We start from the raw sequence: 24,749 nt of genomic DNA on the forward strand, positions 1-24,749 counted from the left end.
GACCGGCGCGGGTGGCGCGGTCACGGGAGGGAGTCGCCTCGTGCAGCAGCTGCAGCGGATCGGTGAGTGGGCGGGACGGTGGTTCCCGCTGATCGTGATCGTGGCGGGGGCGGTCGCCCTCGCGGCGCCCGACGCGTTCCGCGGGTGGTCGCCCGCGGTCCCCTGGCTGCTGGCGCTGATCATGCTGGGGATGGGGCTCACGCTGCGGCCCGTCGACTTCGCCTACGTGGCCCGCAGGCCGGTCGCGTTCGTCATCGGCATCGTCGCGCAGTACGTGATCATGCCCGGCGTGGGGTGGCTGCTCGCGACGCTGCTGCCCGTCGGCCCCGAGCTCGCGGTCGGGATCATCCTCGTGGCCTGCGCGCCCGGCGGCACGGCGTCGAACGTGATGGTCTACCTGGCCAAGGGCGACACCGCGCTGTCGGTCGCGATGACCTCGGTGTCGACGCTGCTCGCGCCGATCGTCACGCCGGTTCTGGTGCTGGCGTTGGCGGGCCGGTTCCTGCCGGTCGACCCCGGTGCGCTGTTCGTGTCGATCCTGCAGGTCGTCGTCGTGCCGGTGCTGCTCGGGTTCCTGCTGCGGCGCTTCGCCGAGCGACAGGTCGAGGCGGTGCTGCCCGCGCTGCCGCTGGTCTCGGTCGCCGGCATCACCGCCGTCGTCATGGCGGTCGTCGCGGGGAGCGCGTCGGCGCTGCTCACCTCCGGGCTGCTCATCCTGGTCGCGGTCGTCGCGCACAACGTGCTCGGCCTGGGCCTGGGCTACCTCGCCGCGCGGCTGTGCGGGCTCGACGAGACGGCGCGCCGCGCCATCTCGATCGAGGTCGGCATGCAGAACTCCGGCCTGTCGGCGACGCTCGCCACCACCCACTTCAACCCGGTCGCCGCCCTGCCCGCCGCCGTCTTCTCGGTGTGGCACAACATCAGCGGGTCGATCCTCGCCGGCTACTGGGCGCGCCGCCCCGTCGAGCCGCACCCGAGCCGGTCGCAGTCCCACGCCGGGTGAGCCGGCGGGTGGACGGCGCCGCTACTCCCAGGTGAGGCGCAGCGCCGTGTGGGCGTCGAGCGGGGAGAGCCCGCGCTGGGCGGCGAGCAGCAGCGACCCCTCGGGGCTGCGGGTGTAGACGGGGCGGGGCCAGTCGCTGACCCAGCGCCGCCACGCCTTCGCGAAGAGGTCGGCCTGGCGGCGGTGTTCGGCCAGCGCCGCGGGGACCGCGTGGTAGACGACCGCGTGGGGACGCGCCCACCGCTCCGGCCGGCGCCACCCGGCGCGCAGGGCGGCGAACCAGGAGGGGCCGGGGTCGGCCGGGACGAAACGGCCGATCAGGTACCGCGGGTCGGCGGGCGGGCTGAGCACCTCGTCCAGCGCCGTCGCGTAGCGCTCGGACGCGGCCGGGTCCGCGCCGGTGAGGCGGAACTGCCACGCCCCCGTCTCGTCGGGCGCGACCGTGACGGCCTCGGCGCCGCGGTCGGTGTGCCCGGCGGCGTGCATGGCCTCGGCGGTGGCGTAGGCGATCGCGGCGACGTCGGGCGTCGAGCGCGCGACCTCGTGGAGCAGCCGGCCGCGCCGGTAGGCCTGCCGTCCCCACGCGCCGGCGCAGAGGGCCACCCCGGCGGCCGGGAGCGCCGTGGCCGCGCCCGCGCCCGCCACGAGGAACGCGACGGTGGCGATCGCGAGGACGATCGCCGCGGCGAGGGCCGCGGTCGCCCACGGCGTCCGCCCGTCGGTGGACAGCCCGGTGCGGGTGGGCAGCACCTCGGGCGGGGTCGGCGCCGCCGCCCGCTCCCGGACCGGCGCCGTGCCCACCAACCGGACCACGTGCGCGGGGCGGTCGGCGTACGGCTCGCCGACCCGCCACAGCCGCCGCACCCGCTCCCGGTCACGGCAGCGCCGCAGCATCCGCTCGTTGAAGCCCGCGAACTCCTCGACGGGCGGCGCGGTGTAGGCCGACAGCGCCGGGTCGACGTGCGTCACGCCCGCCATCACGTTCCCGGCCTCGGTGACGCCGTAGTAGCCCTCGTGCTTGCGGACGAAGCGTTCGAAGTCGGCTTCGCCCTTCGGGTGGCCCTCCTCGACGCACACCACGGACCAGGTGTGCGCGACCTTGTCGGGCCAGCCCGGGTCGCGCCGCAGCGCGCGGCCGCGCAGCTGCACCACGGACGTGCTGGTGGTGGCCTCGGTGAGGTCGACCAGCGTGTTGACGGCGACGCAGTCCCAGCCCTCGCCGAGGATCGCGCGGGTGCCGACCAGCACGAGCGACCCGCCGTCGGCGAAGAAGCGCGTCACGAGCCGGACCCAGCGGCGCGAGGTCCACGCGCCGGTGATCTCGACGACGCCGGTGGCGTCCGCGGGCACCGGGTCCAGCCGCAGGCCGGGCTCGCGCTCAGCCGCGTACGCGACGAAGGCGCGGGCGACCTCGGCGTCCGCGGCCACCGTGCGGCCGGTGACCAGCACCGGCCGCAGCCCGGGCAGCGCCGCGATGTGGCGCAGCGCGAGCCGGGCGGAGCCCGCGTCGGCGTCGAGCACCCCGACCAGCCCCGACGGCAGGGTGGCGCGGGCCCGCTCGTGGTCGCAGACCACCACCGCGCGCAGCCGCGCGCCGAGCGCCTCGTGCTCCGCGGTGAGGATCCGGCAGGCGGCGTCGATCTTGCCGGCGCTGCGGGCGATCACCCGGTCCACCGGGGACCGGCCGCTGCGCACGCCACCCCGGGTGAGCCGGTACCCGATCCCGGGAAGCGCGGCGCGCACGGCCTCGTAGGCGTGGGCGTCCCGCGGGTCGTCGCTGCGGGCGAGGAACCGCTGCGCGTAGACGTGCAGCAGCCGCATCCAGTCGTCGGCGGTGGGCGCGTGCCGGTGCCGCTCGTGCAGCCGCGCCCCGTCCGGCAGGTCGAGCATCCCGGCGTGGTGGAACCGCAGCACCGCATCGGCCACCTCGGGGTGGTCGCGGGCGAACCGGTGCCACGGCACCGCGGCCCCCTCGCCCGCGCCGTGTTCCCGGCGCACCGCGTACCGGTCCAGCCAGGGCAGGAAGCCGACGGTGGCGAAGCCGGGGTCGACGAGGTCCGCGGTGAGCTCGGCGAACCGCTCGGCCTGCGCCGCGAGCCACGCCCGCTCCCGGCCGGTCGGGGTGGCGAACCACGCCAGCTCCGCGAACGGCACGAGCTCGCCGTCGCGCACCATCGCCGGGATCGACGGCCCGGTGACCATCCGCCCGAAGAGGCGGTCGACGAGGACCCGCTCGTCGCGGGTCAGCGCCTCCGGCGGCGTGGCCGTGAGCCCGATGACCGTGGCCTCGGGCAACCCCTCGAGCACCTCCGCGAGCAGCTCGCCCCACACGTCGAGCAGGTGGTGGCACTCGTCGAGCACCAGCGTGACGGGCCGCCTGCCCAGCGCGGCCACGAGCTCGCGACCGGAGGAGCGCAGCCGGTGGATGTGCAGGCCCCGCTCGTGCCCGTCCGGGTCGACCTCCGCGTCCGGGTCGAACGTCGCGAGCGACTGGTAGGTGAGCGCGGTCATCGCGGCGTCGAGCCCGCGGTCGACCGAGCCGGGCGGCGGGTCGGGGGTGAACCGCGACCACTCCGCGAGCCACTGGCCCTGGATCGCCGTGTTCGGCGCGAACGCGACGATCGGCCGCCCCAGCCGCCGCGCCGCTTCGAGGCCCACCACGGTCTTGCCCGCGCCCGGGGGCAGCACGACCCACACCCGGCGGTCGCCGCGGCCCAACGCCTCCCCCACCGCGTCGAGCGCGTCGAGCTGGTGGCGGCGCAGCGCGACCCCCGGCCGCAGCCCTGCGAGGTCGATCACACCCCGAACATCACACAGGCGCGGGCATCGCGTGAACCCGGGTCGGCCGACCCGACCCGCCTACCGGAGCTTGACGCCCCGGATGGCGGCCGCGCCCGCGAGCGTGAGGACGGCCGCGAGGGCCACGGCGGTCAGCAGGATCGGCAGCGCATCGGCCACGGTGAGCGCACCGGACTGCGCGATGGCGCTCGAACCGAGGTTGATCGCTCGCGTCGTGATCGCCTGGGGGAGCACGTGGGCGAGCGGGCGCAACCCGGTCGACGTGACGGCGGCGACCGCGACGACGCAGCCGACGAAGCAGATCGCGACGGGTGCGGCGAACGACCTGAGCAGCATCGACAGCAAGGACTGGAGCGCCACCAGCGGGAGCGCCGCGACCACCGCGAGCGCGCCGACGAGGGCGAACCGCCACGGGAACCCTCCCGGCAGGCCCAGCACGGCGACGCCGGAGACGAGGGTGGCGAGGACGAGCACACCCTGCATGAAGCACACCGGGACGGTGACCGCGACGACCTTCGCGAGAACGAGCCGGACCGGCTGCCTCGTGCCGGTGAGCAGCAGGTTCCAGTTGGTACCGCGGTGTTCCACCCGCCAGACGGTGGCGGCGAGCACGCTGACGCCCATCGAGAAGAACAGCAGCCCGTAGAACAGCACGACCTGGGAGGTGAACGAGGCCCAGCCCGGTCCCACCAGGTCGGCGTTGCGGGCGTAGTTGACCGTTCCGGTGATCACCGCCAGCAGCGGCAGGACGAAGGCGACCAGCCAGGTGCTGGACCGCTTGAGCTTCACGAGTTCGGCGCGGAGCACGATGATCACCTCTCGGTTCGGGCCCGTCGGCGGGTGGACAGTGCGAAGGCGGCGCCGACCAGGGCCAGGACGCCGCCGATCCACGGGTGGGGCGGGGTGACGTAGCCGACCTCGCCGCCCCCGGTCTGGGCGACGTGCGAGATCAGGGCGTAGCCGCCCCACGGGGGAAGCCAGTACGCCACCCCGGGCACGAGGAGGGCGAACAGGGCCAGGAACGCGCCGAGCAGGCCGACGCCGACGCCGACGAGCTGGTTCTCCACGGTCGCGGCGAGCCAGACGTGCGCGGCGAGCAGCGCCACGTCCACGAGCCCCAGCAGCAGCGTGTAGCCGATCCACGGGCCGGCCTCGATCGGGACGCGGATGCCTGCCAGCGCGCCCGCGCCGACGACCAGGACGGTCTGGAGACCGACGGCCGGGAGCAGGACGGCGCCGAGCGCGGCCAGCTTGGCCCGGCACAGGGTGCCGGGGGCGAACCCCGCTGTGGAGGCGAGCGTCCACCCGCCGCCTGCGTGCTCGATGTCGGTCTGCCTGCTGGCGAGGACCGCCGCGAGGATCGGCGACGTCATCGCCGCCACCAGCGTGTAGTGGAGCAACAGCTCGGCCCACGGGTGGGCGGCCGGGTCGTCGAAGGTGGCTCGGGTGCTGCTCGCGAACAGCGAGGCGCTGCTGAGCGCGGCGACCGCGACGACCATGGCCAGGACGACGGGCAGCGTGCGCAGGCGGCGCATCTTGCGGAACTCCAGGCGCAGGGCGCGGCTCACAGCAGGCCCCCGCGGCCGGTCAGGTCCATGAAGACGTCCTCCAGCGTGTGCCGCACCCGGCGCACCTCGTGGATCGGGACCCCGGCGACCGCCAGCCGGTGCACGATCCGCGCGGTGCCGTCCCGGTCGACGCCGCTGATCCGGATCCCGCCGCGGACCGGGGTCGCGGTGACCCCGGTCGCGAGGGCGGCCGCCGGGTCCGGGGTCTCGATCACCAGGTCCGGGGTCGAGTGCCGGAACAGCTCGTCACGGGTCCCCTGGAAGATCATGCGGCCTGCGGAGAGGATGCCGAGCACGTCGGCCATCTTGTCGATCTCGTCGAGCAGGTGGCTCGACACCATCACGGTGATCCCCTGCGCGGCGAGGTGGACGAGCAGGGTGCGGATCTCCTCGATGCCGGACGGGTCGAGCCCGTTGGTCGGCTCGTCCAGGATGAGCAGCGACGGGTCTCGCGCCAGCGCCATGGCGATCCCGAGGCGCTGCTTCATGCCCAGCGAGTAGGTGCGGACGAGCTTGTGCCGGTGGTCGGTCAGGCGCACGGTCGCCAGCGCGCGGTCGACCTGCCGGGAGGTCAGCCCGAGCATGTCGGCGACGATGCGCATGTTCTCCGCCCCGGTGAGGTGCCCGTACCCGGGCGGCGACTCGATCATCGAACCGATGGAGGGCAGCAACCGGGCCCGCGACCGCTCGGTGAGCGGCTCACCGAGTACCTCGATCTCGCCGCTCGTCGGGCGGGTGAGCCCGAGCAGCATCTTCATGGTCGTCGACTTGCCGGACCCGTTCGGCCCCAGGAAGCCGTAGACCACCCCGCGCGGTACCCGCAGGTCGAGCGCATCGACCGCGGTGTGGTCGCCGAACTTCTTGGTCAGGGCCCGGGTCGTGATGGCGGCGCTCATCGGGGCTCCGTTCCGTCGATCATCACCCCACCGAGGATCACGGGTCACCGGCGGCGGCGGATCGTGCCGCGGTACGGCAATGCCGGCCGGCCGACTTCATACCGCGGTACGAGCCGCGGCCTCGGCTGCCCGGCTAGCCTGGGCCGACGTGGACGCCCGCCCGCCGACGACGCCCGCCGCCGGGCCGCGCCTCCTCCCGCGGGCCCACGAGCGCCTGGCGGACGCCGGGTGTGCCGCCGTCGTCGTGGTGGCGGGGGTCGCCGGCGGGCCGCCGATCCCGCTCGCACCGGCCGCGCAGGTCGGCTACGCCATCGTCGTGGCCGGGTGCGCCGCGGCGGTGCTGCTGCGCCGTACCCGCCCGGTACCGGCGTTGTCGATCATGGCGGTGCTGCTGGTGGCGCACCTGCTGATCGTCCCCCGTCCCGGCCTGTTCCCCGGCGTCGTCTGCCTGATCGCCGCCTACCTCACCCAGACCCGGTTGGCCGGGCCCCGGCGGTGGGGGTTCCTCGCCTGCACCTACGTCGGCGCGGCGGTCGGCGTCGCGGTCTCACCGATCCCGGGCGACGACTGGCGCGAACGCGGACTGGTGGCGGCCGCGGTCGGTGCCGCGCTCACCGTCGCGGCGCTCGCCGGGGTCGTGCGCCGGAACGCCCGGGCGCGCCACGACCTCGCGGTCGAACGAGCCCGCACCCTGGAGGCGCAGCAGGCAAGCGAGCGCCGCCTCGCCGCGCTCGAGGAACGCGCCCGGATCGCCCGGGAGATGCACGACATCCTCGGCCACTCGTTGAACACGATCGCGGTGCAGGCCGAAGGGGCTCGGTGCGTCCTGCGGACCGACGCGGAGCGGGCGGACCGGGCGCTCGCGGACATCGGCAGGCTGAGCCGCGCCGCGGTCGACGAGGTGCGGGGTCTGGTCGACGTCCTCCGCACCGAGGACGACCCCGCGACGACGCGGCCGGCGCCGTCGGTGCGGGACCTTGCGGAGCTGATCGGAACGTTCCGGAGCACCGGCACCCCGATCCGGCTCCGGGTCGACGGCGAGATCGGCGACGTACCCGCTCCGGTCGGCCTCGCCGCGTACCGGATCGTCCAGGAGAGCCTCACGAACGCGATCGCCCACGCCGGCGGGGCGCCCGTCCTCGTCCGGGTGGGCGTCGGTGACCGGGCGCTCGACGTGTCCGTCTCCAACGGCCGCCCGCGCCGCACGGACACCGGGCGGGATGCCGGGCACGGGTTGGTCGGGATGCGGGAACGCGCCCTCGCGCTCGGGGGCACCTTGGACGCAGGCCCCGATCCGGACACCGGCGGCTGGCGGGTGACCGCGCGCCTGCCCTGGAGCCGCCCGTGATCACGGTCGGGCTCGCCGACGACGAACCCCTGTTCGCCGCAGGCCTCGCGATGATCCTCGACGCCCAGCCGGACGTGCGCGTCCTCTGGCAGGCCGTCGACGGCGCCGACGCGATCCGCCGGCACCGTTGTGCGCAACCCGACGTCCTGCTCCTCGACGTCCAGATGCCGGGCATCGACGGGATCGCGGTCACCCGGCAGCTCGTCGCGGACGGCAGCCCGACGCGCATCGTCATCCTCACCACGTTCGACGCCGACGAGTACGTCCTCACCGCGATCGAGGCCGGGGCCGCCGGATTCCTCCTGAAGAACACCCCGCCCGACCGGCTGGTCGAGGCGATCCGCACCGTGCACCGCGGCGACGCCGTCCTCTCCCCCGGCCCGACCCGCCGGCTCTTCGCGAGCTACCGCGCCCGACCCGCGGCCACCGCGCGGTCCCGCGCGGTCGAGGACCAGGCCACCGACCTCACCGAGCGGGAGCGCGAGGTGCTCGCGCTCATCGCGCGCGGGCTCACGAACTCCGAGATCTGCGAGCACCTCTGGCTGTCGATGCCCACGGTCAAGACCCACGTCGGGAACCTCCTCGCGAAGACCGGCTCCCGCGACCGCGTCCAGCTCGTCCTCTACGCCCTCAGGACCGGGATCGCAGACGTGGACGCATGAGCGGCCCGCGCCGACGCTCGCGCCGGGAGCGGCATTCGCGATCACGAGATCGGGAACCCCGACCACGTGCGCCCGAAAGCCGAGGGCTGCGTGCAGCCAGGGGGTGAGGAATCGTGAACGAGCGGACGGTCCTGGTCGGGATCGACGGGTCGGCCGAGTCGCACGCTGCGCTCCGGTGGGCGTGCCGGTACGCCGCCCAGCTGGGCAAGCCGCTGTGCGCGGTGGCGGTGTGGCAGGACCAGCTGCAGTTCGGGCCGGCGGCGGTGTTCCCCGAGCCCGAGTTCGAGGCCGAGGCCCGCAGCTGGCTCGACACCGCGCTGTCCGACGTCCCCGCGGAGCTCACCCCGGTCGAGGTGAGCACCCGGATCGGGCGGGGCGACCCCGCCCGGGTGCTCACCGACCTGGCGGAGGACGCCGACGTCCTGGTCCTGGGCAACCGCGGGCGCGGCCCGCTGCGCGGCGCCCTGCTGGGTTCGGTCGCCCTCCGCTGCGCGCACCACGCCCGCTGTCCGGTGGTCCTCGTCGCCGACGACGCGGCGGAGAACGACGGTGGTCCGGGCTGACGCGAAACCCGCGTGCCGGCACCGTCCCGACCCGCGAAGATCACGCCCTGTCGCGAGACCTGCTGCGGTGGCAGTTCGAGTTCACGTGGTCGCTCGCCGGGTTCCACCTGGAACGCCTCTCCCCCGAGGACTTCCTGTGGGAGCCCGCCCCGGCTCACCTGGACCGTGCGGCAGGGCCCGGACGGGCGCTGGAGCCCCGACTGGGCCGACACGGAGCCCGACCCGGTCCCGGTGCCGACGATCGGCTGGGTGACCTGGCACATCGGCTGGTGGTGGAGCGTGGCGCTCGACCACGCGCAGGGCCGCGCGCCGCGCGAGCGCGACGCGGTGGCCTGGCCGGGCCCGGAGGCCGCCGTCGGGTGGCTGCGCGGGCTGCACGACGAGTGGGCGGCGGTGCTCGACCGACTCACCGACGCCGACCTCGCCGCCCCCGCCCCGTTCCCGTGGCCCGCGGACGCGGGCATGACCGTGGCGCAGATGCTCGGCTGGGCCAACGCCGAGCTCATGAAGAACGTCACCGAGCTCGGCCAGCTGCGGTTGCTGCGGGCGGCCCACTGACCGCGCCACCGCAAGCCACCGGCCACCCGGCGGGGCGGCACGGGACGAACGGCCCTCCCGCCCGTGCGGGCGCGCGGTCGAGCCTGGGGGCGCGTTCAGCCACCGCGTGAGGAGGCCCCGATGACGAAAACGCGTGACCGCCCCACCCCCGCCGACCCGGTGCGCCGGATCATGACCCGGACCCTGGCGACGGTCCGTCCGGAGGACGACCTGCTCACGGTCGCGCAGGAGCTCACCGCGGACGAGGTCGGCGCGGTCGTCGTCGAGTCCCCGGGTGGTCCCCCGGGCGTGGTCTCCGAGCGGGACCTGGTCACCCTGCTCGCGCTCGACGGTGGCCTCGGCGACCGGCAGGCCGCCGACGTCATGACGACCGACCTGGTCACGGCGCGCGCGGACGAGACCATCGCGGCCGTCGGGCGGCTGATGCGCGACACGGGCGTCCGCCACGTCCCGGTCGTCGACGGCACGGCGGTGGTCGGCCTGGTGTCGATGCGCGACGTGCTCGCCGTCCTGCTCCCCGACGACGGGTGATGTGCCGGGAAGCGACCTGTCGGTCCGGAATGTCGTGTTGCGTCCCGCACGTTCTTCCGAGGTGACCGCAGGATTTCCACACCGACCGGGAGGAACCGACACGGCAACCCTCGACACGACAACCCTCGACACGACGATGAAGACCCGGGACCGGGACCGGGACGACATCGAGCCCGACCTCGTCCGCGCGTACCTCGACGAGATCGCGACGGTCCCGCTGCTCACGGCGGAGCAGGAGGTCGATCTGGCCAAGCGGATCGAGGCCGGCCTCTACGCCGCCGAGCTGCTCCACGGGCGCGCCCCGGAACGGGTCTCGGCGAGCCGCGCCGACCTGGAGGCGATCGCCCGCGACGGCGCACGGGCCAAGGAGCACATGATCCGGGCGAACCTGCGGCTCGTCGTCGCCGCGGCCAAGAAGCGCCGCCACAGCGGCCTGGGGCTGCTCGACCTGATCCAGGAGGGGAACCTGGGCCTGATCCACGCGGTCGAGAAGTTCGACTACACCAAAGGCTACAAGTTCTCCACCTACGCGATGTGGTGGATCCGGCAGGCGATGCAGCGCGGCGAGGCCGACTCCGCCCGCACGATCCGGCTCCCCCACAAGGTGCTCGACGAGCTGTCCCGGCTGAACCGGCACGAGCGCGCCCTGGTGCTGCGGCTGCACCGCGAGCCCACCGACGAGGAGCTGGCCGAGGCGGCCGAGCTCCCCGTCGAGCGCGTCACCGAACTGCGGCAGGCGGCGCGCACCACGGTGAGCCTGGACACCCCCGTCGGGGAGGACGGCGACACGTCGCTGGGTGATCTCATCGGGGAGGTCCGCCCCGACCCGGACGCGGACGAGCGCGCCGCGGTCATCAGCCACGTGCACGAGATGCTCGCGACCCTCCCACCGATCGAGGGCCGGATCCTCGCCTTCCGGCACGGGCTCCACGACGGTCACCGGCACACGCTGCAGGAGACCGCTGCGCACGTCGGGCTGGACCGGGAGCAGGTCCGCCGGCTCGAACAGCAGGCGCTCGACCGGCTGCGCCGCTCACCCGACGCCCCCCGCGCCGCCTGATCCGCCCCGTCACGCCGGGCGGACGACGAGCGTGCCCCCTGGCTCGCGGTGGACGCGCGTGCCGAAGTCCCGGCCGGCGCGCTCCAGCGTCGACCGCAACCACTCGGTGTCCGCGGGCGAGGTGCGGCGCAGCCGCATCGCGCGCGTCTGCATCGGCAGCATCCGCAGGAAGGCCAGCTCGCCGCGGTCGGCGTCGATCGAGGCGAGGTACAGCAGGTGCAGGTCGTCCCGGTACGCCTCGTACCCGCGGATGCCCTCGTAGTCGTTGATCACGTCACCGCACCCGTAGAGGATCAGCTTGCCCCGGTAGACCTCGATCGGGCGCGGGTGGTGCGACGAGTGCCCGTACACCACGTCGACCCCACCGTCGATCAACCGGCGCGCGAAGCGGACCTGCCCGTGGCCGACGTCGTAGCCCCAGTTCGAGCCCCAGTGCAGCGACACGACCGCGACGTCGCCGGGTCGTTTGTGGCGTCGGATGCGGTCCGCGATCGCCCCGGCGACCCGGTTGGACAGGTCCGGGAGGAACGCCACGCCCGGCCGGGTCGCGGTGGCCGCCCACTGCCGCGGGACCCCGGCCGACTCCATCCCGCCGGAGAACACGAGAAGCCGGCGGCCGCGGCCGACGTCGACGGTCACCACGCGCTCGGCCTCCTCGGCGTCGCGGCCCGCGCCCGCCCAGGCGATCCCGGCGCCGGCGAGCGCGTCGAGGGTGTCGGCGAGGCCCTGCTGCCCGAAGTCGAGCACGTGGTTGTTCGCCAGCACGCACACGTCCGGCCGCGCGACGGTGAGGCAGCCGACGTTGTCCGGGCTCATCCGGTAGTGCACGGCCTTGCCCGGGGCGAACGTCCCGTCGGCGGTGATGCTGGTCTCCAGGTTGATCAGCCGGGCGTCCGGGGCGAGCCCGTCGAGCATCGGCAGCGCGTCGCCCCACGGCCAGGAGAACTCGACCGGTCGCGGGATCGGCCCGTTCGCCTTCTCCGCCAGCTCCACGTAGGTGCGGGCGTCGTCGACCCACCTCTCCTGCAGGCGGGGGTCGGCCGGGTGCGGCAGGATCTGGTCGATCCCGCGGCCGGTCATGACGTCCCCGCAGAGCAGAACGGTCAGCACGCGGTTCACCGTCACCCCTCGGTCGCGTGAGCTCGGGACGGACATGCTCCCGCCGGACCACCGGCCGGCCAAGGGCCCAACGCCCCTGCCGGGAACCCCCTCCCGCCCACAAGCTGCCTACCCTCGAGGGAGGGAGCCATGCCGTTCATCGATCGTGTGGACGCGGGCCGCCGCCTGGCGGAGGCGGTGCGGCACCTGCGCGGCGAGGACCTGGTGGTGCTCGGCCTGCCCCGGGGCGGGGTGCAGGTCGCGTACGAGGTGGCGAGGGAGCTTCGTGCGCCCCTGGACGTGATCCTCGTCCGCAAGCTCGGCGTGCCGTTCCAGCCCGAGCTGGCGCTCGGCGCGCTCGGCGAGGACGACACGCTGGTGCTCAACGACGACGTCGTCCGGATGGCGCACGTCAGCGGCGCGGAGCTGGGCGAGATCGAGCAGCGGGCCCGGGCCGAGATCGAGCGACGGGCCGCCCGGTTCCGCGGCGACCGACCCCGGGAGCGGGTGGCCGGGCGCACGGCGGTGGTCGTCGACGACGGGATCGCCACCGGCGCGACCGCCCGCGCCGCGTGCCGGGTCGCGCGGGCCCAGGGCGCCGCCCGGGTCGTGCTCGCGGTTCCGGTCTGTTCCCACGACGCGGTCGACGAGCTGCGCGCCGAGGTCGACGAGCTGGTGTGCCTGGAGACCCCGCGGTGGTTCTTCGGGGTCGGCCAGTTCTACCTCAACTTCCGCCAGCTCCCCGACGAGGAGGTCGTCGACCTGCTGCGGCGCGCGGCGCACCCCGGGCCGGGGGCGCTGGGTACGGTCGGCGCGGCCGGTGACGACCCGCCGCTGCGCGACGACGAGGTCGAGATCCCCGCGGGGTCGGTCCGCCTCGAGGGGCACCTCACCGTCCCGGAACGCGCCGCCGGGGTGGTCGTGTTCGCCCACGGCAGCGGCAGCAGCCGGCACAGCCCCCGCAACCGGTACGTGGCCGGGGTCTGTGGCCAGGCGGGCCTGGCGACGCTGCTGTTCGACCTGCTGACCCCGCAGGAGGAGCGGCACCGGGCCAACGTCTTCGACATCGAGCTGCTGGCCGACCGCCTCCGCGAGGTGACCGCGTGGGTGCGGCAGCAGCCGGAGTGCGCGCGGCTGCCCGTCGGCTACTTCGGCGCGAGCACGGGCGCCGCCGCCGCGCTGTGGGCGGCCGCGGCACCGGACGCCGCCGTCTCGGCGGTGGTGTCCCGCGGCGGGCGGCCCGACCTCGCCGCACCGCGGCTTTCCGAGGTCCGCGCGCCGACCCTGCTGATCGTCGGCGGGAACGACACGGTCGTGCTCGAGCTCAACCGGCGCGCCCGGACCCGGCTGCGCTGCGAGAGCCGGATCGTCGTCGTCCCCGGCGCCACCCACCTGTTCGAGGAGCCCGGCGCGCTCGAACGGGTGGCCGCGGAGGCCTGCGCCTGGTTCACCCGGCACCTGGCGGGCGCCGCGCACCCGCGGGCCTGACCGTCCCGCGGGGCCGCCTCACTCGGGCGTGATCAACCCGTAGTGGCCGTCGTAGCGGTGGTACAGCAGCGCGCCACGGCCGCGGTCGCGGTCGACGTAGAACAGGAAGGGCTGGTCGAGCGCGGCCATGCGCTGGACCGCCTCCTCGGTGGACAGCTCGGGCGCCGGCGTCTCGCTCACGGTGACGGGCACGGCGTGGCGGGCCAGTGCCTCCGGCTGCGGCCGCGGCTGCGCCAGCCGGTAGCCGTCCCGGTCCCGGTACAGCACGCTGTCCTGGCCGGTCCCCAGCTCGGTGAACAGGTGGAAGTCGTAGTCCATCGACTCCATGTCGAAGGCCGCCTCGTCGAGGGTGCACTCCCCGAGGGTGTAGGACTTGCGGCGGACGATCTCCCGCTCCTCCGGCGGGCGGGGGAAGTAGGGCGGGCGGCGGGTCGGTTGGTCGCCGTGGCGCCACTCGCGCACCCCACCGGCCGGGCGGCCACCCGCGGGTGGCGCGCCCCGGCCGCGGCGGTCCTCCCAGTGCCCGACGGTGCGGCGCAGGTGGTGCTGCAGCCGGCGGCGGAGCCGGTCCTTGAGCAGGTCGACGGCCTCCCGGTCGGTGCGGCCGCGCACCTGCGCCCGGACGAGCCTGCCGTTGACGTCGAGGTTGGCCTGCGCGGTCACCGGCAGTTCGACGGCCGGGTCGGCGTGGCGGGTGATGCGGACCCGCGCGTGCAGGACGGGCCCGCGGGCGAACCGGAGGACGCTGCCGATCCGGTCGCGGGCGTACTCCGCGATGCCTTGGCCGTGGCGCCCCGTCAACTGGACCTCGATGGGGGCGGTCTCCAAGTGCGTTTGATGCATGTCTCCTCCGCGGTTCAACCGGCGAGCAGGACGGGGCAGGCTGCGTAGTAGAGGACGGCGTGGCACACCGACCCGAGCGGCATGTCCGTGCTGCGGCCCCGCCCGTGCCGGCCGACGACGAGCAGCGCCGCCCCGGCCGCGCGGTCGAGCAGCGCGCTCGCGGGCCGGTCGAGCGTGACGACCTCCTCGACCCGCACCTGCGGGTTGCGGGCCCGCGCACCGGCGAGCCGGTCGGCGAGCAGCGCCGTCGCGTCGCACCGGGCCGGCTCCTGGTCGTCGGGGCCGCCCAGCGCCTCCAGCGGCAGGTCGCACCACGCGTGGACCGCGACGACGCCCAGCCCCCGGCGGGCCGCGAACGCAAAGCCCGCGTCGACGACCCGGTCGCTCACCGCCGACCCGTCGACCCCGATCAGGACCGGCGAGGCCGGGGTGGCCGTGGCCGGCTCGCGGATCACCACGACCGGCGTGGTGACCCGCCGAGTGAGCTCGGCGGCGCTCGACCCCAGCAGCACCCGCCGGGTGGCGGTCTGCCCGGAGGCGCCCAGCACGAGCAGGGACGCCTCCTCGGCGAGCCTCCCGAGGGAGTCGATCGCCCCGCCGGTCAGGGCGTCCCCGCGCACGTCCACCCCGGGCGCCACCTGCCGGCACCGTTCGACCCCTGAGTCCACGAGCTGCGCGGCCGCGCGCCGCGCGTGGTCACCGTCCCGGACCGTCGCGGGCAGGCGCAGCCCGTCGAGCTCGGGCAGCGGCCAGCGGATCACGTGCACCAGCCACAGCGACCTCCCGCTGGCGGCGGCCTCGGCCGCCGCCCAGGAGGCCGCCGCGCGGGCCGACCGGGACCCGTCGTAGGCGACGAGGATCGGCTTGGACGAGGACGAGCCGGGTGCGTCCGGTTGCATGCCGGCACCATCGCCGATCGGGCCGCGGTGGGGACGGGGCGCAAGGCCCGTCGATCGGACGCCGGAAGTCCCGGAATGCTCGGCCGTCCGGTCAGGCGCTGGCCGCCCGCCGGCCCCGACCGCGCTCCACGACGCATCGGCGATGGTCAGGAACACGTCGACGTCCCAGATCGAGATCCGGGTCCGCGTCCGCGCCGCCGGGGTGGACCCCGTCGGCTGGAAGACCCGGCAGGGGCACGGGACGGCCGGGGTCCTGGGTGAGCCGCCGTTCGTCCTCGGCCGGGACGGCGCCGGCGTGGTCGAGGACGTCGAGGTGATCGTCGAGCTGGTCGGCGGAGGCCAGGACGTGCGGCTGGTCGGCTCGCTGCGCACGGACGGGACGATCGTCGCCGCGTCCGGCGGGGTGTCCGAGGAGCTCGCCGCCGTCGTCGAGGCGTCGACGCGCGCGACCGGGTTCCTGGTCGAGCCCGACGGCCCGCATCGGCGAGCTGATCGACGCCGCCGACGTGCGGGTCGAGGTCGCGCGCACCGTCCCCCTCGAACGGTTCGCGACCGCGCACGACCTGGGTGGGACGAACCGGACCGGCGAGTTCGTCCTGACCGTCGGCCCTGACGTGCGATCGCGTCACACGGGCGACGCCGCGATCTCGGTGCTCCGGCTGAGGTGCTCCCACTCGTCGAACCCGCGCTGCAGCGCGGCGAGCTTGCCGCGCGCCACCTGGAGCGCGGCCGTGCCGAGAACCAGCCGCAGCGGGGGCGCGTCGGCCTCGAGCGCGGCGACGATCGCCGCGGCGGCGCGGGCCGGGTCGCCGGGCTGCGTGCCGTAGGTGGCCAGGGTGGCGTCGCGGCGCGTGCCCGCGGTGTCGGCGTAGTCGTCGATCCGGACCGCGGACTGCTTCATCGACGGCCCGGACCAGTTGGTGCGGAACGCGCCGGGTTCCACGATCGTGACGCCGATGCCGAGGGGCGCGACCTCCGCCGCGAGGGACTCCGACAGCCCTTCCAGCGCGAACTTGGTGGCGTGGTAGTAGCCGGTCGCCGCGAACGCGGCCAGCCCGCCCAGCGAGGAGACGGTGACGACGTGGCCGCGGCGGCGGGTCCGCATGCCGGGGAGCACGGCCTTGGTCACCGCGACCGCGCCGAAGACGTTGGCCTCGAACAGGGCGCGCACCTCGGCGTCCTCGCCCTCCTCGATGGCGGCCAGGTAGCCGTAGCCGGCGTTGTTGCCCAGCACGTCGATGCGGCCGAACACCTCCTCGGCGCACCTGACCGCGTCCGAGACCTGCTCCGGGTCGGTCACGTCCAGCGGGAGGGCGATGGCCCGGGCGCCGTGGGCGTCGACGAGGTCGGCGACGCTGCCCGGCTCCCGGGCGGTGACGGCGGCCCGCCACCCGCGCTCCAGGACGTGGGTGGCCAACGCCCGGCCGAGGCCGGTGGAGCAGCCGGTGATGAAGAAGACGGGGGACGAGTCGAGTGGCATGCCCCAACGGTCGCCGGCGGGTCGGCAGGGCCACCAGTGTCCTGTCTTCCTGGGACGGCCCGTACCAGGCACGTTCGAGGGGGTACGGGCAGACTCACGGGCGTGGCTGACGCGGAGTTCGGGCGGGCTGTGCGCCGCTGGCGGGATCGGGTCTCGCCGGGCGCCGCGGGGCTGCCGACCGGTGGGCACCGGCGGACCCCCGGGCTACGCCGCGAGGAGCTGGCCATGCTCGCCGGCATCTCGGTCGACTACATCACCCGCCTCGAGCAGGGTCGCGCGTCCCACCCGTCGACGCAGGTCATCGAGGCCCTGGCCAGGGCGTTGCGACTGACGGCGGCCGAGCGCGAGCACCTGTTCCACCTCGCGGGCACCGCGCCGCCCGGGCCGGACACCGTGCCCGCCCGCATCACCCCGAGCGTCCAGCACCTGCTCGACCGGATGCCCTCGACGCCCGTCGCGGTGTTCGACGCGGCGTGGACGCTGCTCGTCGCCAACCCGCCGTACGCGGCGCTCATGGGCGACCCGAGCGGGTGGCGCGGCCGCGAGCGCAACGCCGTGTGGCGCAACCTGGTCGGCCCCGGCACCCGGGTCCGGCTCACGGCGGAGGCCCAGCGGGAGCTCGAGGCCACCCTGGTCGCCGACCTCCGCGCGGCCGCGGGCCGCTACCCGGCCGACCAGCAGCTGCAGCGGCTGGTCGCCGACCTGCGCGCCGCGAGCGACCGGTTCACCGAGCTGTGGGACTCCGGCGCCGTCGGCCACCACGAGACCGCCCGCAAGGTCGTCGACCACCCGCACGTCGGCGCCGTCGAGCTGGACTGCGACATGCTCACGGTCGCTGGGAGCGACCTGCGCATCATGATCTACACCGCGACGCCGGGCAGCGCGGACGCCGAGCGGCTCGACCTGGTCACCGTGCTCGGCACCCAGTCCCTCACCGGGTGATCGTCACAGCGCGACGACCACCTCGCCGTGCACGTGCCGGCCGACCTGCAGCTCGACCGCGCAGCGGAGCTCCTCGACCGGGAAGGTCGCCGCGACGGGCACCCGGAGCCGGCCGGCCGCGACCAGGCGGGCGGTCCCGTCGAGGGCGCCCGTGGGGGCGGCCGACCCGTTGGCCGCCGTCACGCCGTCGACCCCCGGGGCGACGGTGCGGATGCGGCCGTCCGGGACGCCGAGCTCCCTCCCGGTGTGCACCCGTCTCCGTTCCCCGGAGGGTCGACGGCGGCGGCGACACCGTCGGGCTCGAGCGCCCGGCCCGGTCGGCCGGGCCGTCGCCGTGGGCGACCGGCGCGGCCCCGAGCTCGTGCAGGAGGTCGGCGGAGCCCGGGGGGCCGGTCCCGATCACGCGCGCCCCGGCGATCCGCGCCGGCTGGACGGCGAACATCCCGACGTCGCCCGCCGCGCCACCGACCGGCACGGTGTCACCGGCCCCGGTTCCACCACGGCGAGGGCAGCGGATGCCGTGCGGCCGGCGATCCCGAGGGTGGCGGCCGTGCCGGTGGCGACGTCGACGACCGCCGCCGACGCGAGGAGGGCCCCGAAGGCGAGCACGCCACCGACGACCGCGGCGGCCGCCCCGAGCCGCTTCGCCTCGCCGATGCCCTCCGCCTGCGCCCGGACGGCGTCCTCGTGGCCGACCCACCCGGCGATGCCGCACCCGGTGCCCGAGGCCGCCGTCCGACCCCCGCACTCGACGACGGTCGGATCGGTGCCGTCGGCGACGAGCAGCGCGATCAGACCCGCCCGCCACCAGCACACCCGGCACCCTCGTCGCGGTCGCGCGAACCCCCGCAGAACCATCCGCCCCCTCGCGCAGCGCCGATCGCAGGGAGGGGCCGCCTACTGCGTGCGATGGTCGGGGCGCGGAGCACGATCCCGGCAACGACCGCTCCCGGCGGGGTCAGGCGTAGCTGATGACCGATCGGAACCGGGACTTGCCCTCGGCGGCGCGGGAGTACGCCTCCGCCGCCCGGTCCTTGCCGTACACCTCGACCCTCGGCGTCACCTTGCCCTCCCCCGCGAGGCGCAGCGCCTCGGCGAGGTGCTGGACGCCGTTGTGCGCGGAGCCGAGGATCTGCAGCCGCTGCATCACCACGTGCATGTTGGTGACCGAGAACTCGTCGAACGCGATCCCCATCATCACCACGGTTCCGCGGGGGCGAACCCCCTGCATGGCGTCCACCACGGCCGCGTTCGAGCTGTTGGCGGCCAGCAGCACGTCGGCCCCGCCCGCGGCGCGCAGCTCCTCGTCGCCGGCCACGACCGCGTCGGCGCCGAGCCGGAGCGCGAGGTCGACCTTGTCCGCGGACCGCGTGACCGCGACGACCTCCAGACCGAGCGCCTTGGCGTACTGCAGGGCGAGGTGGCCGAGGCCGCCGATGCCCGAGACGGCGACCCGGCTGCCCGGCGCCGGGTCGGCGCGCCGCAACCCGGCCACCGCCGTGTATCCCACGCACATGCTCGGCGCCGCGTGCTCGAACGCGAGGCCGTCGGGGAGGAGCACCGTGGCGTCGCTGCGCACCGCCACGTAGTCGGCGTGCGCGCCGGAGACGGTCATCCCGGTGAACACGGGGGCGGCGCAGTTCGCGACGGTCTCGAAGTCCAGCGGCTCGCCGCGCCGGCACCGGCCGCACCAGCCGCACGTCTCCTGCACGGGCACGATGCCGACCCGGTCTCCGACCTGGCGCGACGTCACGCCCTCGCCGACCGCGACGATCTCGCCCACGCCCTCGTGCCCGAACGTCCGCGGGAACGGCCCGGACGAGAGCTTCCCCTCGGTGAGCCCTCCCATTCAGCGAACACTGCTGTGCAGCGAAAGTAGCGACGCCACGATCCAGGCAATATTCACTGCACACGACAGTGCAACGAAAAGGGCGTCAGAGCTGGTCGACGGCCGCGACGACCATCGCCGCCATGAGCGCGATCGCCTCGTCCGGCCGCAGACCGCCCCGCGCGACCAGCGACCGCCAGGTCCGGAAGTCGACCGCGTGCCGAACGGCCTGGGCGACGAGGGACCGCCCCGGCGCGAGCGCGTCGGCGAGCTCCCGCGCGACGCGCTCGACGAAGTCCACGTAGGACCGCACCGCACGCGCCACGACCGGCTCGGTCTCCGCATCGCGCAGCACGTTGGCGAGCATCGGCTCCACGGAGGCGTAGAACGCGTACATCCGCTCCAGCGCCACCCGCAGGCGCGCCCGCGGGTCGGCGACGCCGCCCCATTCCCGCGGGTCGGGCCAGGGGTGCTCGGCCCAGAAGTGGGCCGTGCACGCGGCGAACAGGTCCTCCTCGGTCGGGAAGTGCCGGTAGACCGTGTGCCGCTGCACACCTGCGCGCTCCGCGATCGCCGCGACCGTCGTGCGGGCCGGCCCGACGGTCCCGTGCAGGGCGACCGTCGCCTCGGTGATGCGCCGACGCGTCTCCTCCATGGCGTCGGCCCGCTTGCGCAGCTCGTACTTGCGACGGCGAGCGTTCTCAGCCATCGGGTTCACCTCGAGCTTCGCACGTGCACGCTTTCACGGTACAGCGCCGTGCCCCGAACGCGGCGACGAGGCCGGCCGACCGCGATCACGGCGGCGTCGGCCCCTCGGGACCGAGCTGCGCGCTCCGTCGCGTCGCGCGTCGACCGGCACGACGCGCGACCGCTGCCCCCTCGGGTCGGCTCCGCCCCACGAGCCTTGCGCACCCAGGGGGGCACACCGGCGGCCGACTCCGCCGCGGCCGCGACCTGGTGGGAGATCGCCGACTGCAAGTCGACCAGCTCGCGCGCCGCGGTGACAGCGCCGGCGGGCAGGACGCGCAGCGCGGCCACGGTGCGCTCCCCCATGGGTCGCACGTGTGCCTCGTGAACTCCGCATGCCGCGTGCGCGAGGGCTCGTGGACGACGTGGCCGCGCTGATCGGCAGACGGCTCGCAGGGGCGCTCCGCGTCGAACCCGGCCGCCCCGCCTCCACCGTGGTGATCCGACGACCGGTGGCCAGGTCCCACAGCTCCGGCCCTTGAGGGGCGGTGACCGCGACTTCGTGGTCCGATCCCAGGCGCAGGACGACAGGTTCCTGCGCGGAGAACCATTCGCTCGTCGTGGGTCAGCAGCCAGGTGGATCGGTGGGCGATCGGCTCCCCCGTGCAGCACGAACCCGGTCAGGTGTGATCGGCGAACTCGCGGCCCGACCGTAGTCGATCAACGCCGCTCTCACACGGCACGGACCGCGGATCGGTCCTTCAGCTCACGGCTTCGGCGAGGCGGGCCCACCACTCCCGGGACAGGCGGCCCAGCTGCACGACGACCTGGTCCGCGCCGGCGGTGCGGTACTCGCCGATGCGCCGGACGATCGCGTCGAGGTCGCCCCAGATCGTCACGCCGTCGAGCAGCCGGTCCGACAGCGCGGAGATGTCGTCGGCGCCGAAGCCCATGCGGCGGAGGTTGCCGGCGTAGGTGGGCAGACCGGTGAGGAACCGCATGCCCCCGCCCCGCGCGCTCTCGTGGGCCCGCGCCGGGTCGGTCTCGGTGATCACGTCCACCAGCACGGCCAGCCGGGCCCCGTCGCCGAGGATCTGCCGCGCCGCGGCGACGTAGTCGGGCGTGACGAGGTAGGGGTACGCGCCGGCGGCGCGGTCACGGGCGAGCTCGAGCATGCGTGGACCGAGCGCCGACAGGATCCTCCGGGACCGGGGCACCACCGGTTCGACCTCGTCGAGGTAGGCGTTCAGCGTCGCCAGCGGCTTCGGCCCGTGCGCGCCGCCGAGGCCGACGAGGAACCGGCCGGGGTTCGTCTGCTCCAGTGCCGTGTAGGCCGCGGTCACCTCGGCGGCCCCGACGACGTCGACGGACAGGATCCCGCTGGCCACGCCGATCCGCGACGTCGCGCGCACGACGTTCGCGATCTGCGGCAGGTTGTTCTCCTGGCGACCGGCCAGCCACAGCGTCGAGTACCCCAGCCGTTCCAGCTCGCGGGCGGTTGCCGCGGCGGTGGCCGGGTCGGCGGAGTTGAGGTCGGAGAGCGCGCCGCCCAGCGGTCCGAAGGTGGCCACGCCGTCACCAACCCGATCTCCGTGCGGTGTGTTCCCGAACTCACCCCATCAGGTCGTTGCCGTGAGAACTACCTCGCATTCAGGTGCCCGCCGCGTTCCCACCGAGAATCCTGGTCGCCGACCGACCACGCACGAAGGAGGGAGCGCCCGTGTCCGAGCCGGACAAGCCGGTGCTGCACGTGATCGCGGGGAGCACTCGGCCAGGCCGCGCCGGGATCGCGGTGGCCCGGTGGGTCGCCGAGTACGCCGAGAAGCACGACGCGTTCGCCGTCGAGTTGATCGACCTCGCGGAGGTGGCGCTCCCCCTGTTCGACGAGCCCCACCACCCGCGGCTGCGCCGCTACACCCACGAGCACACCAAGCGGTGGAGCGCGACCGTCGAGCGGGCCGACGCCTTCGTGTTCGTGGTGCCCGAGTACAACCACAGCTTCAACGCCGCGACGAAGAACGCGCTCGACTACCTGGTGCACGAGTGGGCGCACAAGCCCGTCGGGCTGGTCAGCTACGGCGGCGTCGCGGGCGGCACCCGCGCGGTGCAGGCGCTCAAGCCGATCCTCTCGCAGCTCAAGATGACCCCGCTGCCGGAGTCGGTGATCATCCCGTTCATCGCCTCGTTCCTCGAGGGCGACGGCGAGAACCGCCGGTTCACCCCGAACGCCGAGATCGAGGACGGGGCCACCGCCATGCTCGACGCGCTCGCCCGGACCGCCCCGGTGCTCCGCCAGCTGCGGTGACCGGCTGAGGCGTGGGCGTAGCGGGACGATCACGTCACCAGTTCGCCGGCGGATCGCTGGCCGGGAACGACTGCTCGCCCCATTCCTGGACGATGTCGAGCGCGGCCTCGTCGACGCCCACGGGCTCGACCAGGATCTCGATCGGGTGGACGGGGACGAGCTGTCGACCGACCACGGTCCGAACGCGGCCGTTGATCACATCGGCTCCTGTCGACGGGGGCAAAGGACTCACCTCCCACCCTCCAGCCGCCGGCCGGTGGTGTCCCGGGTCGGCCCCGGCCGACTTCGTCCCGCGAAGTTGCCGCGGTGCGGCAACTTCACACCCGAGCCGGCGCCGCGTACTCCTCGACCCGCCGGGTCGGCTCCGCGTCCAGGCGGCTGCCGCCGGGAGGGACGACCACGACCGGGCAGGTGGCGCCTTCGACGCAGGCCCGCGCCACCGGGCCGAGCGCACCCCCGTCGGAGCCACGACCGACGACGAGCAGGTCGGTGTGGCGATCGGCGAGACGAACGAGCGCGGGGCCGGGTTCCCCCTGCGTGACGACGATCCGGACGTCCACGTCGTCCGGGAGCCCGCCGGACTTCGACAGGGTGAAGTACGCATCCTGGATGCGGGGCGGCCCGTCGCGGACGGTTCCCGGCGACGGCCGAGGCTCCTGCACGTCGACGGCGTAGAGCACGGCGTCCAGGGCGCGGGCGATCTCGATCGCGGTGCGCACGACGCGGGAGTCCACCTCCGGCCGGCTGAGGCTGACGATCACCCGCTGTTGTTCGACCACGGCTCCCCTCTCTGCGGACGACCTCGTGCGAGCGCTGCGCTCCCACCCCGAGCATCCGTCGCTCGGGCCGGGCTCCGCCGGGGCCCGGCCGGGCAGACTCCGCGCGAGCTCGCTTGCCGGACCTCGGAAAGCACGGCGACGGCGGACCGACCGGCGCTCCGCTCGCCTGGCTGTCCGCGGCGTGATGCACGAGGCGACGAGATCGGCCACGAGCGCCGTCGTGCGCCCACCCCGGCGCCACCGCGGACGACGAGCGCGACGCTCGACGCGGGACCTCCGGCTTCGCCGGCCCCGCCGACACCTGCCAGCCGCTCGCGTGGGGCCGGGACGCCGCGGCCGGGACCCCCGGGTTGCGCCGGGGTGTACGAACGTGACCGACGACGAAGCGTCGGCCTGCCCGGCTCGCCGATGTGCTCCGCGAGCCGCCCCGTCGGGGATCCGGGGCCGGCGCCGGAAGGGACGCACCTCCTCGGTGCGGGAGAGGCCGAAGCGTCGCCGCGCCGGCGCAGGCGGCGCAGCCGGGGTCCTCCCAGACCCCGGGAAGACGAAGACCTCCCCCCACCCCGCGCAGTGGCCCGATGCTGGAGTCAGCCCAACAGCCCGAGGAGAGGAACCACCCGTTGAGCGCACTCGCACTCGTCACCGGCGCCACATCCGGCATCGGCCGCGCCTTCGCCGACCGCCTCGCCTCCGACGGGTACGACCTGATCGCCGTCGGACGCAACACGGCCCGGCTGGACGAGCTGGTCGCCGCGCACCCGGACGTCACGGTCCGCCCGCTCGCCGCGGACCTGTCGACACCCGAGGGCATCGACGCGGTCGCCGCCGCGGCCGCGGACGCGCCGGTCGACCTGCTCGTCAACAACGCGGGCGTCGCGCACTACATGCCGCTGGCCGACCTGCCCGCCGAGAAGGCGACCGAGCTGGTCAACGTGAAGATCCTCGCGCCCACCCTGCTGACCAGGGCCGTCCTTCCCGGGATGCTGGAGCGCAGCGCGGGGACGATCATCAACGTCGGCGGCATGATCGCCTTCAGCGGCCCGGCGCCGTCGTCGGTGATGCCCCGCCGCGCCGTCTACGGCGGCGCGCTGGCCCACCTGCTCGCCTTCTCCCAGCTCCTCGCGGCGGAGCTGGAGGGCACCGGCGTGCGCGTGCAGGCGCTCCTGCCCGGCGTCGTGGCGACCGAGTTCCACACCCGCCAGGGCATGGACCTGAGCGCCGTGCCCCGCATGTCCGCCGAGGACGTCGTCACCGCCAGCCTGCGCGGGCTCGAGCTCGGCGAGACCGTCACCGCGCCCGGCGTGGAGGACGCCTCCCTGCTCGACGCCGTGTTCGCCGCCGACCTGGCCGCGTTCGGCGGGCAGAGCCCACAGCTCGCCACCCGGTACAACGGCTGAACGCGGCACGGTCGG

27 protein-coding genes are annotated in these 24,749 nt (G+C 75.0%); 12 read left to right on the plus strand and 15 right to left on the minus strand.

Annotated elements, in window-relative coordinates:
* Positions 1-40 precede the first annotated feature (40 nt).
* A complete protein-coding gene (locus VKZ81_RS10705) occupies positions 41-1,003 on the plus strand; it encodes a bile acid:sodium symporter family protein (RefSeq protein ID WP_324241325.1) in 963 nt (320 codons plus the stop codon).
* Positions 1,004-1,024: 21 nt separating this feature from the next.
* On the opposite strand, the gene VKZ81_RS10710 is transcribed toward VKZ81_RS10705, so the two are convergent.
* From VKZ81_RS10710 to VKZ81_RS10725, 4 genes are read right to left on the minus strand one after another with little or no spacing between them, the layout of a single operon-like run.
* Positions 1,025-3,802 carry a DEAD/DEAH box helicase family protein gene (locus VKZ81_RS10710; protein ID WP_324241326.1) on the minus strand — a complete coding sequence of 926 codons (2,778 nt, stop codon included), beginning with the start codon at positions 3,800-3,802 and terminating at the stop codon, positions 1,025-1,027.
* Positions 3,803-3,862: 60 nt separating this feature from the next.
* Complete coding sequence (locus tag VKZ81_RS10715; protein WP_324241327.1) at positions 3,863-4,609, minus strand: ABC transporter permease; 747 nt, start codon at positions 4,607-4,609, stop codon at positions 3,863-3,865.
* A 5-nt stretch (positions 4,610-4,614) separates the two neighbouring features.
* Positions 4,615-5,370, minus strand: coding sequence for an ABC transporter permease (locus VKZ81_RS10720; RefSeq protein ID WP_324241328.1), 756 nt, complete (start codon positions 5,368-5,370; stop codon positions 4,615-4,617).
* Positions 5,367-6,266, minus strand: a complete 900-nt coding sequence (locus tag VKZ81_RS10725; RefSeq protein ID WP_324241329.1) for an ABC transporter ATP-binding protein — start codon at positions 6,264-6,266, stop codon at positions 5,367-5,369. The genes VKZ81_RS10720 and VKZ81_RS10725 overlap by 4 nt, the downstream gene beginning before the upstream one ends.
* Positions 6,267-6,414: 148 nt before the next feature.
* On the opposite strand from VKZ81_RS10725, the gene VKZ81_RS10730 reads away from it, so the two are divergent.
* The 6 genes from VKZ81_RS10730 (at position 6,415) to VKZ81_RS10755 (ending at position 10,988) form a co-directional block, all read left to right on the plus strand.
* Positions 6,415-7,614, plus strand: coding sequence for a sensor histidine kinase (locus VKZ81_RS10730; RefSeq protein WP_324241330.1), 1,200 nt, complete (start codon positions 6,415-6,417; stop codon positions 7,612-7,614).
* Positions 7,611-8,276: a response regulator transcription factor gene (locus tag VKZ81_RS10735; protein ID WP_324241331.1), complete on the plus strand. Its 666-nt coding sequence runs from the start codon at positions 7,611-7,613 to the stop codon at positions 8,274-8,276. Before VKZ81_RS10730 ends, VKZ81_RS10735 begins: the two co-directional genes overlap by 4 nt.
* A 113-nt stretch (positions 8,277-8,389) precedes the next feature.
* On the plus strand, positions 8,390-8,839 hold the full coding sequence (locus VKZ81_RS10740) for a universal stress protein (protein ID WP_324241332.1): 450 nt from the start codon (positions 8,390-8,392) through the stop codon (positions 8,837-8,839).
* 249 nt (positions 8,840-9,088) lie between these two features.
* On the plus strand, positions 9,089-9,397 hold the full coding sequence (locus VKZ81_RS10745; protein WP_324241333.1) for a DinB family protein: 309 nt from the start codon (positions 9,089-9,091) through the stop codon (positions 9,395-9,397).
* Positions 9,398-9,517: 120 nt separating this feature from the next.
* Positions 9,518-9,928 (plus strand): CBS domain-containing protein, encoded by a 411-nt coding sequence (locus VKZ81_RS10750; protein WP_324241334.1) that lies wholly within the window; start codon positions 9,518-9,520, stop codon positions 9,926-9,928.
* 136 nt (positions 9,929-10,064) lie between these two features.
* On the plus strand, positions 10,065-10,988 hold the full coding sequence (locus VKZ81_RS10755) for a sigma-70 family RNA polymerase sigma factor (RefSeq protein ID WP_324241335.1): 924 nt from the start codon (positions 10,065-10,067) through the stop codon (positions 10,986-10,988).
* A gap of 9 nt (positions 10,989-10,997) precedes the next feature.
* On the opposite strand, the gene VKZ81_RS10760 is transcribed toward VKZ81_RS10755, so the two are convergent.
* Positions 10,998-12,143, minus strand: coding sequence for a CapA family protein (locus VKZ81_RS10760; RefSeq protein WP_324241336.1), 1,146 nt, complete (start codon positions 12,141-12,143; stop codon positions 10,998-11,000).
* A gap of 93 nt (positions 12,144-12,236) precedes the next feature.
* Between VKZ81_RS10760 and VKZ81_RS10765 the strand changes: the two genes are divergently transcribed.
* Entirely contained in the window at positions 12,237-13,574 is a 1,338-nt protein-coding gene (locus VKZ81_RS10765) for a phosphoribosyltransferase family protein (RefSeq protein ID WP_324241337.1), read from the plus strand.
* Between the two features lie 18 nt (positions 13,575-13,592).
* Here VKZ81_RS10765 and VKZ81_RS10770 read toward each other — a convergent pair whose 3' ends face one another.
* Both VKZ81_RS10770 and VKZ81_RS10775 read right to left on the minus strand, forming a co-directional pair.
* A complete protein-coding gene (locus VKZ81_RS10770; RefSeq protein ID WP_324241338.1) occupies positions 13,593-14,417 on the minus strand; it encodes a sigma 54 modulation/S30EA ribosomal C-terminal domain-containing protein in 825 nt (274 codons plus the stop codon).
* 14 nt (positions 14,418-14,431) lie between these two features.
* Positions 14,432-15,316 (minus strand): universal stress protein, encoded by an 885-nt coding sequence (locus VKZ81_RS10775; protein WP_324241339.1) that lies wholly within the window; start codon positions 15,314-15,316, stop codon positions 14,432-14,434.
* A 142-nt stretch (positions 15,317-15,458) separates the two neighbouring features.
* Between VKZ81_RS10775 and VKZ81_RS10780 the strand changes: the two genes are divergently transcribed.
* Positions 15,459-15,929, plus strand: coding sequence for an alcohol dehydrogenase catalytic domain-containing protein (locus tag VKZ81_RS10780; RefSeq protein WP_324241340.1), 471 nt, complete (start codon positions 15,459-15,461; stop codon positions 15,927-15,929).
* Positions 15,930-15,941: 12 nt separating this feature from the next.
* Here the strand turns inward: VKZ81_RS10780 and VKZ81_RS10785 are convergent, their stop codons facing one another.
* The gene (locus VKZ81_RS10785) at positions 15,942-16,796 is read right to left on the minus strand and encodes an oxidoreductase (protein ID WP_324241341.1); all 855 of its coding nucleotides are present in this window, start codon (positions 16,794-16,796) and stop codon (positions 15,942-15,944) included.
* A gap of 102 nt (positions 16,797-16,898) precedes the next feature.
* On the opposite strand from VKZ81_RS10785, the gene VKZ81_RS10790 reads away from it, so the two are divergent.
* Positions 16,899-17,738, plus strand: coding sequence for a helix-turn-helix transcriptional regulator (locus VKZ81_RS10790; protein ID WP_324241342.1), 840 nt, complete (start codon positions 16,899-16,901; stop codon positions 17,736-17,738).
* A 3-nt stretch (positions 17,739-17,741) separates the two neighbouring features.
* Here VKZ81_RS10790 and VKZ81_RS10795 read toward each other — a convergent pair whose 3' ends face one another.
* From VKZ81_RS10795 to VKZ81_RS10815, 5 genes are all read right to left on the minus strand, one after another.
* Positions 17,742-17,990 (minus strand): zinc-binding dehydrogenase, encoded by a 249-nt coding sequence (locus VKZ81_RS10795; RefSeq protein WP_324241343.1) that lies wholly within the window; start codon positions 17,988-17,990, stop codon positions 17,742-17,744.
* A 147-nt stretch (positions 17,991-18,137) separates the two neighbouring features.
* Positions 18,138-18,554, minus strand: a complete 417-nt coding sequence (locus VKZ81_RS10800; RefSeq protein ID WP_324241344.1) for a hypothetical protein — start codon at positions 18,552-18,554, stop codon at positions 18,138-18,140.
* A 142-nt stretch (positions 18,555-18,696) separates the two neighbouring features.
* Complete coding sequence (locus VKZ81_RS10805) at positions 18,697-19,587, minus strand: zinc-binding dehydrogenase (RefSeq protein WP_324241345.1); 891 nt, start codon at positions 19,585-19,587, stop codon at positions 18,697-18,699.
* A gap of 85 nt (positions 19,588-19,672) precedes the next feature.
* Positions 19,673-20,275 carry a TetR/AcrR family transcriptional regulator gene (locus VKZ81_RS10810; protein WP_324241346.1) on the minus strand — a complete coding sequence of 201 codons (603 nt, stop codon included), beginning with the start codon at positions 20,273-20,275 and terminating at the stop codon, positions 19,673-19,675.
* A gap of 739 nt (positions 20,276-21,014) precedes the next feature.
* Positions 21,015-21,824 (minus strand): TIGR03620 family F420-dependent LLM class oxidoreductase, encoded by an 810-nt coding sequence (locus tag VKZ81_RS10815; RefSeq protein ID WP_324241347.1) that lies wholly within the window; start codon positions 21,822-21,824, stop codon positions 21,015-21,017.
* Between the two features lie 149 nt (positions 21,825-21,973).
* Between VKZ81_RS10815 and VKZ81_RS10820 the strand changes: the two genes are divergently transcribed.
* A complete protein-coding gene (locus VKZ81_RS10820) occupies positions 21,974-22,558 on the plus strand; it encodes an NADPH-dependent FMN reductase (protein ID WP_324241348.1) in 585 nt (194 codons plus the stop codon).
* A 34-nt stretch (positions 22,559-22,592) separates the two neighbouring features.
* On the opposite strand, the gene VKZ81_RS10825 is transcribed toward VKZ81_RS10820, so the two are convergent.
* Positions 22,593-22,733, minus strand: coding sequence for a hypothetical protein (locus tag VKZ81_RS10825; protein ID WP_324241349.1), 141 nt, complete (start codon positions 22,731-22,733; stop codon positions 22,593-22,595).
* Between the two features lie 142 nt (positions 22,734-22,875).
* A complete protein-coding gene (locus VKZ81_RS10830) occupies positions 22,876-23,337 on the minus strand; it encodes a universal stress protein (RefSeq protein WP_324241350.1) in 462 nt (153 codons plus the stop codon).
* A gap of 620 nt (positions 23,338-23,957) precedes the next feature.
* On the opposite strand from VKZ81_RS10830, the gene VKZ81_RS10835 reads away from it, so the two are divergent.
* Positions 23,958-24,734, plus strand: coding sequence for an SDR family NAD(P)-dependent oxidoreductase (locus VKZ81_RS10835; protein ID WP_324241351.1), 777 nt, complete (start codon positions 23,958-23,960; stop codon positions 24,732-24,734).
* Positions 24,735-24,749: the final 15 nt, after the last annotated feature.

Origin of the sequence: Pseudonocardia sp., from assembly GCF_035305885.1 — a bacterium.
Taxonomy (GTDB): Bacteria; Actinomycetota; Actinomycetes; order Mycobacteriales; family Pseudonocardiaceae; genus Pseudonocardia.